This is a genomic window from Streptomyces caelestis (genome assembly GCF_014205255.1).
Taxonomy (GTDB): domain Bacteria; phylum Actinomycetota; class Actinomycetes; order Streptomycetales; family Streptomycetaceae; genus Streptomyces; species Streptomyces caelestis.
In genome coordinates this window covers 6,277,731-6,293,554 of record NZ_JACHNE010000001.1, presented here as the reverse complement: position 1 = coordinate 6,293,554, position 15,824 = coordinate 6,277,731, and the positions used below count along the sequence as shown (strand labels likewise).

The 15,824-nt window shown below is 70.6% G+C and carries 12 protein-coding genes; 4 read left to right on the top strand and 8 right to left on the bottom strand.

Annotated features, from left to right (window positions below):
• Nucleotides 1-19: 19 nt before the first annotated feature.
• Complete coding sequence (locus tag HDA41_RS28960; RefSeq protein WP_184988915.1) at nucleotides 20-919, top strand: aminoglycoside phosphotransferase family protein; 900 nt, start codon at nucleotides 20-22, stop codon at nucleotides 917-919.
• 39 nt (nucleotides 920-958) lie between these two features.
• Here HDA41_RS28960 and HDA41_RS28955 read toward each other — a convergent pair whose 3' ends face one another.
• The 7 genes from HDA41_RS28955 to HDA41_RS28925 all read right to left on the bottom strand — a co-directional run bounded on the left by HDA41_RS28955 (nucleotide 959) and on the right by HDA41_RS28925 (nucleotide 10,240).
• Entirely contained in the window at nucleotides 959-2,659 is a 1,701-nt protein-coding gene (locus HDA41_RS28955) for a proline--tRNA ligase (protein ID WP_184988912.1), read from the bottom strand.
• A gap of 72 nt (nucleotides 2,660-2,731) precedes the next feature.
• Nucleotides 2,732-3,262, bottom strand: a complete 531-nt coding sequence (locus tag HDA41_RS28950) for a GNAT family N-acetyltransferase (RefSeq protein ID WP_184988909.1) — start codon at nucleotides 3,260-3,262, stop codon at nucleotides 2,732-2,734.
• A gap of 30 nt (nucleotides 3,263-3,292) precedes the next feature.
• Entirely contained in the window at nucleotides 3,293-4,141 is an 849-nt protein-coding gene (locus HDA41_RS28945; RefSeq protein ID WP_184988906.1) for a GNAT family N-acetyltransferase, read from the bottom strand.
• 182 nt (nucleotides 4,142-4,323) lie between these two features.
• Nucleotides 4,324-5,481, bottom strand: a complete 1,158-nt coding sequence (gene ispG / locus HDA41_RS28940) for a flavodoxin-dependent (E)-4-hydroxy-3-methylbut-2-enyl-diphosphate synthase (protein WP_059419174.1) — start codon at nucleotides 5,479-5,481, stop codon at nucleotides 4,324-4,326.
• A 168-nt stretch (nucleotides 5,482-5,649) separates the two neighbouring features.
• Nucleotides 5,650-6,954 (bottom strand): M50 family metallopeptidase, encoded by a 1,305-nt coding sequence (locus HDA41_RS28935; RefSeq protein ID WP_512700973.1) that lies wholly within the window; start codon nucleotides 6,952-6,954, stop codon nucleotides 5,650-5,652.
• On the bottom strand, nucleotides 6,951-8,207 hold the full coding sequence (gene dxr / locus HDA41_RS28930) for a 1-deoxy-D-xylulose-5-phosphate reductoisomerase (protein WP_184988904.1): 1,257 nt from the start codon (nucleotides 8,205-8,207) through the stop codon (nucleotides 6,951-6,953). The genes HDA41_RS28935 and dxr overlap by 4 nt, the downstream gene beginning before the upstream one ends.
• A 92-nt stretch (nucleotides 8,208-8,299) precedes the next feature.
• On the bottom strand, nucleotides 8,300-10,240 hold the full coding sequence (locus HDA41_RS28925; RefSeq protein ID WP_184988901.1) for an acyl-CoA dehydrogenase family protein: 1,941 nt from the start codon (nucleotides 10,238-10,240) through the stop codon (nucleotides 8,300-8,302).
• 333 nt (nucleotides 10,241-10,573) lie between these two features.
• Here HDA41_RS28925 and HDA41_RS28920 point away from each other — a divergent pair, with 333 nt between their 5' ends.
• The 3 genes from HDA41_RS28920 to HDA41_RS28910 all read left to right on the top strand — a co-directional run bounded on the left by HDA41_RS28920 (nucleotide 10,574) and on the right by HDA41_RS28910 (nucleotide 15,057).
• Complete coding sequence (locus HDA41_RS28920; protein ID WP_184988898.1) at nucleotides 10,574-11,587, top strand: LacI family DNA-binding transcriptional regulator; 1,014 nt, start codon at nucleotides 10,574-10,576, stop codon at nucleotides 11,585-11,587.
• Nucleotides 11,588-11,716: 129 nt separating this feature from the next.
• On the top strand, nucleotides 11,717-13,759 hold the full coding sequence (locus tag HDA41_RS28915) for a glycoside hydrolase family 31 protein (protein WP_184988895.1): 2,043 nt from the start codon (nucleotides 11,717-11,719) through the stop codon (nucleotides 13,757-13,759).
• A gap of 110 nt (nucleotides 13,760-13,869) precedes the next feature.
• The gene (locus HDA41_RS28910) at nucleotides 13,870-15,057 is read left to right on the top strand and encodes a sulfotransferase family protein (RefSeq protein ID WP_184988893.1); all 1,188 of its coding nucleotides are present in this window, start codon (nucleotides 13,870-13,872) and stop codon (nucleotides 15,055-15,057) included.
• Nucleotides 15,058-15,089: 32 nt separating this feature from the next.
• Here the strand turns inward: HDA41_RS28910 and HDA41_RS28905 are convergent, their stop codons facing one another.
• Nucleotides 15,090-15,803 carry a glycoside hydrolase family 12 protein gene (locus HDA41_RS28905; RefSeq protein WP_184988890.1) on the bottom strand — a complete coding sequence of 238 codons (714 nt, stop codon included), beginning with the start codon at nucleotides 15,801-15,803 and terminating at the stop codon, nucleotides 15,090-15,092.
• Between the last annotated feature and the right edge of the window lie 21 nt (nucleotides 15,804-15,824).

Genomic DNA, 15,824 nt, shown 5'->3' with positions numbered 1-15,824 from the left:
CGAAGGGAACGACTCGCGCATGGTTTTCGAACCGCCGAAGCGTCTGGTCAGGGCGCTCGGTGAGACGGCACCGGACGGTGACGACTGGCTGGAGAAGCTGCCCGAGGCGGCGCAGCGGGCCGTCGCGCTACGCGAGTTGACCGTGGAGCGGGTGCAGGTGCCCGGCGGGCGCAGCAGCCTGGTCGTGCTGGTGCGGACGGCCGACGGAACGCCCGCCGTGCTGAAGCTGGCGCCGGGCCGGGCCCGCCCGGAGGCGGAGCGGGCCGCGCTCGCGCACTGGGGCGGGCGGGGTGCCGTACAGCTGCTCGAACCCTTCACTTACCAGGGCGTACTGCTGCTGGAGCGGCTGCATCCGGACGTGTCGGTGCGGTCGCTGCCGGAGGCGAAGGCGCTGCTGGAGGCGGCGGGGACGCTGCGGCGGCTGTGGGTGGAGCCGCCCGCCGACTTCCCCTTCGAGACCGTGGCCGAGCGGACCGGGCGGCAGGCCGAGTCGATGCGGGCCCGGGCGCAGGCCGACTCCGAGGTGGCCCCGTTGGTCGGCCTGGCGCTCGCGGCGCGCGAGGAGCTGCTGGCCGCACCGCCCGAACACCGGCTGCTGCACGGCACGTTCCGGCAGAGCAAGGTGCTCGCCGGGGAGCGGATGCCGTGGCTGGCCGTGGGCCCCGACCCGGTGGTCGGCGAGTGCGCGTTCGACCTGGCCCGGCTGGTCCGCGACCGGGTGGAGGACCTGATCGCCCAGCCGTCCGGTGCGGCGACGACCCGTCGGCGGGTCAAGCGGCTCGCGGAGTCGCTCGATGTGGACCAGGAGCGGTTGCGTGGGTGGACGCTGTTCCGGGCCGTGGAGTCGGGCGTACGGGCGCGGCGGGTCGGCCGGCCGCGGGATGCCGAGTTGTTGCTGGAGTTCGCGGGCTGGCTGTGAGCGCTCCGCAGGGCCGGAGCGCTCACAGGGCACGGGACCTCAGGCCGTGAGCCGGGCGACGGCCTCCTCGACCGTCAGCTCCTCGCGCTCGCCGGTGCGGCGGTCCTTCAGTTCCACCACGCCGTCGGCCGCGCGCCGCCCGGCCACCAGGATCTGCGGTACGCCGATCAGCTCGGAGTCGGTGAACTTGACGCCCGGGGAGACGCCGGGTCGGTCGTCGACCAGGACGCGGACACCGGCGGCGGCCAGCTTCCCGGAGACGTCGAGGGCCAGTTCGGTCTGGAGGGCCTTGCCGGCGGCGACCACGTGGACGTCGGCCGGGGCGACCTCCCGGGGCCAGCACAGGCCCTTGTCGTCCGCGGTCTGCTCGGCCAGGGCCGCGACCGCGCGGGAGACGCCGACGCCGTAGGAGCCCATGGTGACGCGGACCGGCTTGCCGTTCTGGCCGAGGACGTCGAGCTTGAGGGCGTCGGCGTACTTGCGGCCCAGCTGGAAGATGTGGCCGATCTCGATGGCCCGGTCGAGCACGAGGCCCGTGCCGCACTTCGGGCAGGGGTCGCCCTGCTGCACGACCACGACGTCGACGTACTGGTCGACCTCGAAGTCGCGGCCCGCGACGACGTTCTTCGTGTGCGTGCCGGCCTTGTTGGCGCCGGTGATCCAGGAGGTGCCGGGGGCCACGCGCGGGTCGGCGATGTACGTGACCTTGTCCAGGCCCTTCGGTCCGACGTAGCCGCGGACCAGGTCGGGGCGGGCCGCGAAGTCCGTCTCGGTGACCAGCTCGACGACGGCCGGGGCGAAGTGCGCCTCGACCTTGTCCAGGTCGACCTCACGGTCGCCGGGAACGCCGACGGCGACGATCTCGCCGTCGACCTTGACGAGGAGGTTCTTCAGCGTGGCCGAGGCCGGGACGCCGAGGGAGGCGGCAAGGGTCTCGATGGTCGGGGTGTCGGGGGTCGGGATGTCCTCGGCGGCCGGGACGTCCGTGGCGTCGACGGGCTTCAGCTCGTACGTGGTCGCCTCGGTGTTGGCGGCGAAGTCGCAGTTCGGGCAGTCGGCGAAGGTGTCCTCGCCGGCCTCGGCCGGGGCGAGGAACTCCTCGGACTTGGAGCCGCCCATCGCGCCGGCGGTGGCGGCGCAGATGCGGTAGTCGAGGCCGAGGCGCGCGAAGATCCTCTGGTAGGCCTCGCGGTGCAGCGCGTAGGACCGGGCGAGGCCCTCGTCCTCGGTGTCGAAGGAGTAGGAGTCCTTCATCAGGAACTCGCGGCCGCGCAGGATGCCCGCGCGGGGCCGGGCCTCGTCGCGGTACTTGTTCTGGATCTGGTAGAGGATCACCGGCAGGTCCTTGTAGGAGGACGCCTGGTCCTTCACGAGGAGGGTGAAGATCTCCTCGTGGGTGGGGCCGAGCAGGTAGTCGCCGCCCTTGCGGTCCTTGAGGCGGAACAGCTCGGGACCGTACTCGTCCCAGCGGCCGGTCGCGTCGTACGGCTCACGCGGCAGCAGGGCGGGGAGCAGCACCTCCTGGGCGCCGATCGCGTCCATCTCCTCGCGGACGATGCGCTCCACATTGCGCAGGACCCTCATGCCAAGGGGCAGCCAGCTCCAGATTCCGGCGGCGGTACGGCGCACGTACCCGGCGCGGACGAGGAGCTTGTGGCTGAGGACCTCGGCGTCCGCCGGGTCGTCGCGCAACGTCTTCGCCATCAACTGGGACATGCGCTGGACCGGTACGTTCGCCATGGCTTCTCTGCTCCTGCTGCGTGTAGGTGATGGCAGGAGGTTATCCGGGGGGTACCGGCCGGTGGAAATCGGTTAGCGGCGCAGGAGCGGGAGCGGAGCGCCCATCACCGCGTACGGCTTGGGGGCGCTCGGGAAGAGGACCTGGCGGGCCAGGTCCCGGTAGCCCAGCGAGCGGTAGAGCGCGCGGGCGGGGCTCTCGGTGTCGATCGCGGAGAGGATCGAGCGGGGTTCGGCGGCGCTGTCGGTGATGGTGGTGATCAGGGAGCGTCCGATACCGCGGTTCTGGTAGGCGGGGTGGACGTGCAGTTCGGTGATCACGAAGGCGTCGTCGAGCCAGTGGTCGTGGTGGTTCGCCCTGAGGTACGGCTCCACGACCGTGGACCACCAGTGGGTGCGGTCGTTGGGCATGCCGTAGACGAAACCCACCAGGCGGCCGGCGGTGCTGGCTCCCAGGGCCCTGGCGCCCGGGTAGGTCATGTGGCGCAGGACGATCTGGCGGCGGACGGCGACTTCGTCCGGGCCGAGGCCGAAGGCTACGGCTTGGACGGCCAGGGCCTCGTCGACGTGGGCGGAGAGGTCGAGGGGGCCGATCACCAGGTCCATGGCGGGGAGCCTACAGGGGTGTTTCCGTTGTCAGAACAGCACGCTCATGAAGGCGCCGACTTCCCGGAAGCCGACCCTCTGGTACGTCCTGCGGGCAGCCGTGTTGAAGTCGTTGACGTAGAGGCTGACGACCGGGGCGACGTCGGCCAGTGCGTAGCGCAGGACCGCTGCCATGCCGGGGGCCGCCAATCCGGTCCCCCGGTACTCGGGGGCGACCCACACGCCCTGGATCTGGCAGGCGCGGTCGGTCGCGGCGCCGATCTCGGCCTTGAAGACGACCTTGCCGTCGGCGTCGAAGCGGGCGAAGGCGCGGCCGGAGCCGACGAGTTCGGCGACGCGGGCCTGGTAGAGCAGGCCGCCGTCGCCGGCCAGCGGGGAGACGCCGACCTCCTCGGTGAACATCGCCACACAGGCCGGCATGATCTTCTCCATCTCGTCCTTGCGGACGCGACGGACGTAGGGGTCCGGGGCTATGCCGTCCGGCAGGCGGTCGGTGACCATGAGCGGCTGGTGGCGGCGGACGTCGCGGGCCGGACCCCACTGGGGTTCCAGCAGCCGCCACAGGTCGGCGGTGGAGTCGGCCGGGCCGACGATCGAGGAGCAGCGGCGGCCGGCCCGGCGGGCGCGGTCGGCGAAGGCGCGGACGGCGCGCGGGGTGGCGCAGATCGGGACCAGGTTGGCACCCGCGTAGCACAGGGACGTCAGCATGCCGTCCTCGTACCAGCCCCACATCTCGCCGCCGAGCCGCCACGGGTCGAGGCCGGCGATCTGCACCCGGGAGGTCACGAAGGCGTTCGTGACCGGCTCACGGTCGAGTACGGCCAGCGCGGCGTCCAGGTCGCTCGGTTCGAGGACCCGGGAGGTGGTTTGCGTCAACACGTGCGGGGCCTCACACACTCGGGTCTGCTGGTCTCCGCACTATAGCTGCGCTGCTTGGGCGGGGCGCCTCGGAGCTCGGGGGCTTGGGGTTTGTCAGCGGGTGCGGGTTCGTTGTGGCTTGTCGCGCAGTTCCCCGCGCCCCTGAAAGACAGGGCGCGGGGCAACCGTCGGTCCGGGAAGGCTCAGCCCGCTACCGCCACCGACGGTTCGCCCGAGGTGACGCCGTCCTTCTCCATCTGCTCGGCCAGCTTCATGGCCTCTTCGATCAGGGTCTCGACGATCTTGGACTCGGGGACGGTCTTGATGACCTCGCCCTTGACGAAGATCTGGCCCTTGCCGTTGCCGGAGGCGACGCCGAGGTCGGCTTCGCGGGCCTCGCCGGGGCCGTTGACGACGCAGCCCATGACGGCGACGCGGAGGGGGACCTCCATGCCGGTGAGGCCGGCCGTGACCTCTTCGGCCAGCTTGTAGACGTCGACCTGGGCGCGACCGCAGGACGGGCAGGAGACGATCTCCAGGCCGCGCTCCTTGAGGTTCAGGGACTCCAGGATCTGGATGCCGACCTTCACTTCCTCGGCCGGGGGCGCGCTCAGCGAGACGCGGATCGTGTCGCCGATGCCCTGGCTGAGCAGCGCGCCGAAGGCGACCGCCGACTTGATGGTGCCCTGGAAGGCGGGACCGGCCTCCGTGACGCCGAGGTGCAGCGGGTAGTCGCACTGCTCGGCGAGCTGCTTGTAGGCCTCGATCATGATGACCGGGTCGTTGTGCTTGACGGAGATCTTGATGTCCCGGAAGTCGTGCTCCTCGAAGAGGGACGCCTCCCAGAGGGCGGACTCGACCAGGGCCTCGGGGGTCGCCTTGCCGTACTTCTGGAGGAGGCGCCTGTCGAGGGAGCCCGCGTTGACGCCGATGCGGATCGGGGTGCCGTGGTCCCGGGCCGCCTTGGCGATCTCCTTGACCTTGTCGTCGAACTGCTTGATGTTGCCGGGGTTGACGCGGACCGCCGCGCAGCCGGCCTCGATCGCGGCGAAGACGTACTTCGGCTGGAAGTGGATGTCGGCGATGACCGGGATCTGCGACTTGCGGGCGATGGTGGCGAGGGCGTCGGCGTCGTCCTGGGTCGGGCAGGCGACCCGGACGATCTGGCAGCCGGAGGCGGTGAGTTCGGCGATCTGCTGGAGCGTCGCGCCGATGTCGGACGTACGCGTCGTCGTCATGGACTGGACCGAGACAGGGGCGTCTCCGCCGACGGCCACGGACCCGACCTGGATCTGCCGGCTCTTCCGGCGCTCGGCGAGCTTGGTCGGAACGGACGGCATGCCGAGAGAAATCGCAGTCATCTGCTGTGCAACCCCAAGTCGTGGATCAAGGTCCGGTCCCGTGAGCAGCGGGCTCCGAGCTTCGAGATTACGGCACAGGCATGGGCGCGGGCACATCCCACCCGCGTTGCCACCCGATGGGAGGCGGCCCGGCACACAGTATGCCGAGCCGCCACGAACGCCGTATGACTAGGAGATTCTCACCGGGTTAACCACATCGGCGATCAGCACCAGGATCGTGAAGCAGATGAAGATCCCGGCGACCACGTAGGCGACGGGCATGAGCTTCGCCACGTCGAAGGGGCCCGGGTCCGGCCGGCGCAGGAGCTTGGCCGCGTTGCGGCGCAGCGACTCCCACAGGGCGCCCGCGATGTGGCCGCCGTCGAGCGGCAGCAGCGGGAGCATGTTGAACAGGAACAGGGAGAGGTTGAAGCCGGCGACCAGCATCAGGGCCATGGCCAGCTGCTGGGTGGGCGGGATGTCGAGGGTGAAGATCTCGCCGCCGACGCGGGCCGCGCCGACCACGCCCATCGGGGAGTCGGCCTCGCGCGGGGCGCCGTCGAAGGCCGCGTTCCACAGGGCCGGGACCTTGCTGGGGAGGGCGGCGAGGGAGTCGACGGCCTCGCCGATCCGGTCGCCCATCCAGGTCACGGACTCGCCGAAGTCCTGTTTGACCACGCCGGTGGCGGCGCTGAAGCCGAGGAAGCCGGCCTGGACGTACTGGCCCTCGACGATCTGTCCGGCGGAGTCCTTCTTGGCGACCTGGTTGGTGGCGATCTTCGCGTGCAGGGTGACGTCCTGGCCCTTGCGGTCGACGACGATCGGCACTTCCTTGCCGGGGTTGGCGCGGATCAGGTCGGACAGATTGTTCCAGTCGTCGGTCCGCACGCCGTTGAAGGAGACGATCTTGTCGCCCGCCTTAAGGCCCGCGGCGGCGGCCGGGCTGGCCGGGTCGCCCTTCCCGCACTTGTCGCGGTTCTCGCTCTGTGCGATGACGCACTGGGAGACCGAACTGACCGTGGTGGTCTGCTGGGTGATGCCGAAGCCCATCAGGATGGCGAGGAACAGCGCCACGGCCAGGACCAGGTTCATGAAGGGGCCCGCGAACATCACGATCACGCGCTTCCAGGGCGCGCGCGTGTAGAACAGGCGGTTCTCGTCGCCCGGCCTGAGCTCCTCGTACGCGGCCGTGCGGGCGTCCTCGATCATGCCGCGCCACGGGGAGGTGGAGCGGACCTCCAGCCGGCCGTCGGGCCCGGGCGGGAACATGCCGATCATGCGGATGTAGCCGCCGAACGGGATGGCCTTGAGCCCGTACTCGGTCTCGCCCTTCTTCCGCGACCAGATCGTCGGGCCGAAACCGACCATGTACTGCGGCACGCGGATGCCGAACAGCTTGGCGGTGGACAGGTGCCCCAGCTCGTGCCACGCGATCGAGAACAGCAGGCCGACCACGAAGAGGCCTATGCCGAGGATGAACATCAGGGTCGTCATGCACGGGCCTCCGCCGTCTGTGCCGCCAGTTCCCGGGCCCGGGTCCGCGCCCAGGTCTCCGCTTCGAGGACGTCCGACACGGTGAGTGAGGTTCCCGTACGCGGGGTGCCGTGCTCCTCGACGACCCGGGTGACGGTCTCCATGATCCCGTTGAAGGGCAGTGCGCCCTGACGGAACGCCTCCACGCACTCCTCGTTGGCCGCATTGAACACCGCCGGGGCGGTGCCCGCGAGCTCGCCGACGTGCCGGGCGAGGTTCACCGAGGGGAAGGCCTCGTTGTCGAGCGGGAAGAACTCCCAGGTCGAGGCCTTGCTCCAGTCGAAGGTCGGTGCGGCGTCGGGGACCCGCTCGGGCCAGCCGATGCCGATGGCGATGGGCCCGCGCATGTCGGGCGGGGTCGCCTGGGCCAGTGTCGATCCATCCGTGAACTCAACCATCGAGTGGACATACGACTGGGGATGCACGACCACCTCAATGCGGTCGAAGGGAATGTCGTAGAGGAGGTGTGCCTCGATGACCTCCAGGCCCTTGTTGACGAGGGTCGCGGAGTTGATCGTGATGACCGGGCCCATGGCCCAGGTGGGGTGCGCGAGGGCGTCCTCGACGGTGACGTGGGCGAGCTCCGCCTTCGTACGGCCGCGGAAGGGGCCGCCGGAGGCGGTGACGACCAGCTTGCGGACGTCGGCGCGGGTGCCGGCGGCCAGGGCCTGGAAGAGGGCCGCGTGCTCGGAGTCGACCGGGATGATCTGCCCGGGCTTGGCGAGGGCCTTGACCAGCGGGCCGCCCACGATGAGCGACTCCTTGTTGGCGAGCGCGAGGGTGCGGCCCGCCTCCAGGGCGGCCAGGGTCGGGGCGAGGCCGATGGAGCCGGTGATGCCGTTCAGGACGGTGTGGCAGTCGGACGCCGCCAGCTGCGTGGCCGCGTCCGGGCCGGCGAGGATCTCGGGGAGCGGCTCGCCCGTGCCGTACTGCGCGGTGAGCGCCTCGCGCAGGGCCGGCACGACGTCCTCACGGGCCACCGCCACCGTGCGCACCCGCAGCCGGTACGCCTGCTCGGCGAGGAGCGCGACCCGGCCGCCGTTGGCCGAGAGGCCGGTGACCCGGAAACGGTCGGGGTTGCGCAGCACGAGGTCGATGGCCTGCGTGCCGATGGACCCGGTGGAGCCGAGGATCACCACGTTCTTCGGGCCGTCGCCCGCTACGGGGTCGTAGACCAGGTGGGGATCGGCGAGGGGGGCTGGACTGTCGCTCATCCCTCCATTGTTGCCGTAAGCATCGTGTGTGAGGACAGCGCATCCCCTCCGTGGGGCGCGCGCCGCACCGGCTCGCGCCCCCAAGGGCCGGGTTACCGGATCGGCCGGTGCACGTTCTCCTTCCGGGACGGTCCCGGTGCCGCGTCCGCGATCCACGGTCCCTCGCCCGACGGGTCGACGATGCCGCGCTCCAGCCACTCGTACGTGCCCGACAGGACGCCCTTGACGACCTTGCGGTCGAGGTCGTCGGTATTGGTCCACAGGCGGGTGAAGAGCTCCTCGATCCGGATCCGGGACTGGCGGCAGAAGACGTCGGCGAGCTGGTAGGCCTCCCGGCCGTGGTCGCCCTGGCTGCGCAGCAGTTCGGCACGGACGCAGGCCGCGCTCATGGCGAACAGCTCGGCGCCGATGTCGACGATCCGGCCGAGGAAGCCCTGCTTGGACTCCATCCGGCCCTGCCAGCGGGACATGGCGTAGAACGTGGAGCGGGCGAGCTTGCGGGCGGTGCGCTCGACGTAGCGCAGGTGCCCGGAGAGGTCCACGTCGTGCTTGAACTCGCTGTAGGAGTTCGGGAGCTGACCCGGGCCCGCGACCAGTTTCGGGAGCCACTTGGCGTAGAAGGCGCCCGCGTTCGCGCCGGCCTTCGCCTTGTCGCCGAGGGACTTCTCGGGGTCGATGAGGTCGCCGGCGACCGAGAGGTGGGCGTCGACGGCCTCGCGGGCGATGAGGAGGTGCATGATCTCCGTCGAGCCCTCGAAGATGCGGTTGATGCGCAGGTCGCGCAGGAGCTGCTCGGCGGGGACGCCGCGCTCGCCGCGGGCCCGGAGGGACTCGGCCGTCTCGAATCCGCGCCCGCCGCGGATCTGGACGAGTTCGTCGGCCATCAGCCAGGCCATCTCGGAGGCGTACAGCTTGGCGAGGGCGCCTTCGATGCGGATGTCGTTGCGGTCCTCGTCGGCCATCTGCGAGGCCAGGTCCGTCACGGCCTCCAGGGCGAAGGTGGTGGCCGCGATGAAGGAGATCTTGGAGCCGACCGCCTCGTGGTCCGCGATGGGCTTGCCCCACTGCTCGCGGGCCGCCGTCCACTCCCGGGCGATCTTCAGGCACAACTTGCCGGCCGCGACGCAGGAGGCGGGCAGGGAGAGCCGTCCGGTGTTGAGCGTGGTCAGGGCGATCTTCAGACCCTGGCCCTCCTCGCCGACGCGGTTGGCGGCGGGGACGCGGACCTGGTGGAAGCGGGTGACGCCGTTCTCGATGCCCCGCAGGCCCATGAAGGCGTTGCGGTTCTCGACGGTGACGCCCGGCGAGTTGGTCTCCACGACGAAGGCCGTGATGCCGCCCTTGTGGCCCTCGCTCCTGGGCACCCGGGCCATGACGACCAGCAGGTCGGCGACGACGCCGTTGGTGGTCCACAGCTTCACGCCGTCGAGGACGTAGTCGTCCCCGTCGGGGACGGCGCTGGTGGCGAGGCGGGCCGGGTCGGAGCCGACGTCGGGCTCGGTGAGCAGGAAGGCGCTGATGTCCGTGCGCGCGCAGCGCGGCAGGAAGCGTTCCTTCTGTTCCTGCGTGCCGAACAGTTTCAGCGGCTGGGGCACGCCGATCGACTGGTGCGCGGAGAGCAGCACGCCGATCGCGGGGCTGGCGGAGCCGGCCAGCGAGAGCGCCTTGTTGTAGTACACCTGCGTGAGACCGAGCCCGCCGTACTTGGTGTCGATCTTCATGCCGAAGGCGCCGAGCTCCTTCAGTCCGTCGATCACCTCGTCGGGGATCCGGGCCTCGCGCTCGATGAGGGCGGCGTCGACCTTCGTCTCGACGAAGTCGCGGAGCTTGGCGAGGAACTCCTCGCCGCGCTGGGACGCCTCGTCGGCCGGGAGGGGGTGGGGGTGGATGAGGTCGAGCCGGAAGCGGCCGAGGAACAGCTCCTTGGCGAAGCTGGGCTTGCGCCAATGCTGTTCCCGGGCGGCCTCCGCCACCTCACGGGACTCCCGCTCGGTGACGGCGGGACGGGAAGAGGGGGTGGTGGAAGCGGACATGAGGGCCACCTCGCCGCATATAGGACTGTTGAGGACCGTACGTTACCGATCAGTGCTACTGGATCGTTGGTACCCGAAACCGGACGATCCCACCAGCCCTCGCGCGTCCGTTCAGCCGAAGGGGGCGTAACGCCAGGACTTGTCCGGGGCCTGACGACGGTGTTGCATCGGGGTGCCGTCCAGAGGACGGGCATCCCACCTGAGAAATAGGCATCGAAGCGCTTCGACAACCTATGGACACGTACTCCTGCTGGAGCTACTGTCGAACCACCCTCCCCCGCCCATATCAGCAACGCGCATTGTCGAAGCGCTTCACAAAGCTTGGAGAGCTGGATGGTCACCCTCGCCGAGGTCGCCCAGCACGCCGGAGTCTCGGCGAGCACGGTGAGCTATGTCCTCAGCGGCAAGCGGTCCATCTCCGCGAACACCCGGCAGCGGGTCGAGCGGAGCATCCGCGAGCTCGGGTACCACCCGAACGCCGGGGCCCGTGCCCTGGCCAGCAGCAGGTCGAACATCATCGCGCTGATGGTCCCGCTGCGCACGGACATGTACGTGCCCGTGATGATGGAGATCGCCATCGCGGTGGCGACCGCCGCGCGGACGCACGGGTACGACGTGCTGCTGCTGACCGGTGAGGAGGGTCCCGACGCGGTGCGCCGCGTCGCGGGCAGCGGGCTCGCCGACGGGATGATCCTGATGGACGTCGAACTCGACGACGAGCGGCTGCCCTTGCTGCGCGCGACGGACCAGCCGTCCGTGCTGATCGGGCTGCCCGCCGACACCACGGGGCTGACCTGCGTCGATCTTGACTTCCGGGCGACGGGCGCGCTGTGCGTGGAACACCTGGCGAAGCAGGGGCACCAGGACATCGCTGTCATCGGCGAGGCCCCGGCCGTCTACGAGCGGCACACCGGCTTCGCCGAGCGCACCCTGGACGGGCTGCGGTCCCGTTCCCGGGAGCTGGGCGTGCGGCTGCTGCACCGGCCGTGCGACGGCGGGTACGACGCGATGGCCGTGACGCTCGCCCGGATCCTCGACGAACGCCCGGGGACCACGGGGATCATCGTGCAGAACGAGTCGGCGGTCGAGCCGCTGCTCGCGCTGCTGCGGCAGCAGGGCCGGGCCGTGCCGGAGGACGTGTCGGTGGTCGCCATCTGCCCCGACCAGGTCGCCACGCAGGCCTCGGTGCGGCTCACGTCGGTCGCCATCCCCGCGCAGGAGATGGGCCGGCACGCCGTGGAACACCTGGTCGCCAAGTTCGAGGGGCGCGCCGGCGACGAGGTCGTGCTGATCGCTCCCGAGCTGACGGTCCGGGGCAGCACGGGGCCGGCGCCCACCCGGCCGTAGGCACACCGCTTCTCCCGCTCACCGACCACCGCCCTCCTCCCAGGGCACCCCCCCCTGTCGCACACCTCTGTCCGCACCCCCATGTCCGCACACCTCTGTCTGCACTCCCTCAGGAGCACAGGAGCCCGCGTGAATCAGCCTGCTGAAACCCAGCCCCAGGTGAGTCTGGCGCAGTCCTCCCCCACCGTCGGCACGTTCCGCGAGCGGGGCGGCGCGCTGGAGTGGAGCGGCCGCCAGGAGACCGTACGGATCGAGCCGTGGGGTCCGGACGCGGTCCGGGTGCGGGCCCGGCTCGGCGGCCCGGTGCTCGAAGGGCTCCCGGGCGCGCTCCTCGACGAGGCCCCCGCGACACCGTCCACAGTGAAGATCGAGGACGGGCGCGGGCAGCTGACCGTCGGCGCGCTCACCGTGGAGGTGAACGCCGAGGGCCTGGTCCGCTTCCTGCGGACGGAGGACTCCGCCGAGCTGCTCACCGAGGACCGCGCCCACTTCTGGTGGCCCGGCTCCCGCCTCTACACGGCCGTCGGCAACGGCCACCACCGCCTGGAGCAGCGCTTCGCCGCGTACGACGACGAGAAGCTGTACGGCCTCGGCCAGCACCAGCACGGGCGCCTCGACCAGAAGGGCCTGGTCCTCGACCTGGTCCAGCGCAACGCCGAGGTCGGCATCCCGGTGCTGACCTCCAGCCGCGGCTACACCCTGCTGTGGAACAACCCGGCGATCGGCCGCGTGGAGCTCGCGCACAACGGCACCCGGTGGGTCGCCGACTCGGCGCGGCAGATCGACTACTGGATCACGGCGGGCGACCCGGCCGCCGCCCAGCGCCGCTACAGCGCGGTGACCGGCCGGACGCCGATGCTGCCTCAGTGGGCGGCGGGCTTCTGGCAGTGCAAGCTGCGCTACCGCACCCAGGACGAACTCATGGCGGTGGCACGGGAGTACAAGCGGCGGGGCCTGCCGATCTCCGCGATCGTGTGCGACTTCTTCCACTGGACGCACCTCGGCGAGTGGAAGTTCGACCCGAAGGAGTGGCCCGACCCGGCGGCCATGGTGCGGGAGCTGGAGGAGCTCGGCATCAAGCTGGTGGTGAGCGTCTGGCCGTCGGTGTCGCCGCTGAGCGAGAACCACCCGGTCATGGAGCAGCGCGGCTACTTCATCGGCACCCAGTACGGCCCGATGGCGCACGCCGACTGGCCCGACAAGGAGGTCGCCTCCACGGTCCAGGTGGCCTTCTACGACGCCACCAACCCGGATGCCCGGGAGTTCGTGTGGTCGAAGGTGAAGGAGAACTACCTCGACCCCTACGGCATCACGGCGTTCTGGCTGGACGCCTGCGAGCCGGAGCTGAAGCCGGGCTTCCAGGAGAACCTGCGCTACTGGACGGGCCCGGGCCTGGAGGTCGGCAACATCTACCCGGCCGAGAACGCCCGTACCTTCTACGAGGGCCTCGTCGCCACCGGCGAGGAGGAGGTCGTCACCCTCAACCGCTCGGCCTGGGCGGGCAGTCAGCGCTACGGCGCCGCCCTGTGGTCCGGTGACATCGGCACCGACTTCCCGACCCTGCGCCGCCAGATCGCGGCCGGCCTGAACACGGCCCTGTCGGGCATCCCGTGGTGGAACACCGACATCGGCGGCTTCCACGGCGGCGACCCGGACGACCCGGCGTACCAGGAGGTGATGGTCCGCTGGTTCCAGTTCGGCGCGCTCTCCCCGCTGATGCGCCTGCACGGCTTCCGCGACCCGGGCATGCCGCTGGGCCCGGAGATGACCGGCGGCCCGAACGAGGTGTGGTCCTACGGCGAGGAGGCCGGGGCCGTCCTGGAGAAGTACCTGCGGCTGCGCGAGCGCCTGAAGCCGTACGTCCTGCGCGTCATGCGGGAGGCGCACGAGGAGGGCCTGCCGGTGATGCGGCCGCTGTTCCTGGAGTTCCCGGACGACCAGGCCACCTGGTCGGTCGACGACTCCTACCTCTTCGGCCCGGACCTGCTGGTCGCCCCGGTGCTCACCGCCGGTGCCACCGCGCGTACGGCGTACCTGCCGGCGGGGGCCGCCTGGACGGACGCGTGGACGGGTGAGACGTACGAGGGCGGTCGGTCCGTCACGGTCGACGCCCCGCTGGACCGCATCCCGCTGTTCCTGCGGGACGGGGCGCGGCTGCCCGTAGCGGAGTAGCCGCGTCAGAAGGGGTGGCCGGATCGATGGAGGTCTTCCGGCCACCCCTTTCGCCTGTTCGGCCAACTTCCGCCCACCCCAGGCGGATTCGAGAGGATAGGTTTCTCTGCGTGTCCACGTCACCACTCGCCCTCACGCTGGCGAACCTGTTGCTGCGGCCGGGCTTCGGATCCCGTCGGGACCCGGGCCGGATCTTCGACCGCATCGTGGTGGAGGCCGGTGAGGCGCCGGGAGACCGGGAGTTCGTCGACGACTTCCGGTCGCTGCTGGGGTGGTGGGCGAAGGCCGAGAACCTCACCCCGGTCGGCTGGCAGTCGGCGCAGGTCCATGTGCGCCGGCAGCTCGCCAACCGGGCCCGCGTCCGGCGGCTGATCGCCGAGCATCCGGAGATCGAGCGGGAGCCGATCGAGAAGCCGGTGTTCGTCGTGGGGCTGCCGCGCACCGCCACCACGGTCACGCACTCCGTACTGTCGATCTCGGACGAGCACCGGTGTCCCCTGCTGTGGGAACTGCTCGGACCCGACCTGGAGCTGCCTCCCCGGCAGCGGCGCAAGGCGATCACGGCCGGGCGCCGGCTGGTGCAGGGCACGGACCTCTTCGCGCCGCGTTTCCGCGACATCCACGCGATGGCCGCCGAGGGCCCCGAGGAGTGCACGTTCGCGCTCCCGCACGCCCTGATGCCGTTCTCCCAGGCCCGTATCCCCGAGTACCTGGCCTGGCACTGCGAGCGGGACTTCACGGCCGACTACCGGTACCTCAAGCAGGTCTACCAGGTGCTGCAGTACGGCCGTCCGCGGCGGCGCTGGATGCTGAAGTCGCCCATGCACCTGGAGAACCTGGACGCGCTGCGCACGGTCTTCCCCGACGCCACGATCGTGTGGTGCCACCGCGATCCGGTCACCGTCGTGGCGTCCTTCTGCTCGCTGATCGAGCACGGCATGGCCGTCAGCACCCGCCCGCTCGACCTGGCCGGCATCGGCGCCACCTGGCTCGGACTGCTGAGCCGTGCCATGACGCGCGGTCTCACGGCCCGGCCCGCCATACCGGCGGAGCAGCTGGTGGACGCGCCGTACTCCTGGCTCGGCTCCGACCCCGCCACCGGTGCCCCGAAGCTGTACGCGGCCGTCGGCGCCCGCTGGACCGAGGCCGACGCGGCCCGGCTCCCCGCGGCCGTCGCCCGCCCCCAGGGCGCCCGCAAGCACACCTACGAGCTGTCCCGCTACGGCCTGACCCGCGCCGAGGTCGAGTCGGCGTTCGCGGAGTACAACGCGCTGCGGGCCGAGGTCGACCGCGCCTGAACGGCACGGCCGGCCCCGGCCCCGGCGACGGATCAGCTGCTGCTGACCGTCAGGTTGTTCGTGGTGAAGTTGAGTCCGCCGGAGGACGAGGTGACCTCGTAGCCGAACTGCACGTCACCGATGGTCTCGTTGCCCATCCAGCGCTTGGTGTCCTTGATCCACTTCAGGATCGGCAGGATGTTGACGGTGCCGGAGTTGGAGTCGGACGTCCGCAGGAACGAGAAGACCTCGTTGCTGCCGTTGCTGCCCTTGTAGACGTTCCAGGTGTGGCCGCCGAGGGTGACGGAGCCCTGGGAGGTGCCGATCGGGCCGACCGCTCCGTTGTAGTTCACCCAGAGCATGATCTCGTAGTCGTAGTCCGTGTCCCAGACGTCGTACGAGGAGTTGTACGCGCCGGACGACGGAACGGAGACGTTGTAGTTGCTGGAGAGGGAACGCAGCGAGTCGATCGACTTGTTGATCACCTTCTTGGAGTTCGGGTACGACTTGATGCCACCGGTGTTGGGGTGGTTGGCCCAGACACCCCAGTTGGTGCCGGAGTTGGCCCAGATGCACTGGCTGCCGGCGCCGGAGCCCCAGATGTTGTTGTAGAGCGTGTAGCCGTTCAGGCTCGTGTTGCCCCACTGGTCGCAGGAGTTCCAGACGGCGGCGGAGGCGGGGGCGGAGGCGAGCCCTATGGTGGCGCCGAGCGCCAGGGCGGGGGCGAGCAGGGCCTTGGTGACCCTGCTCAAGGTGCGTGATGCCATGGTGTCCCTTCCATGGGGTGG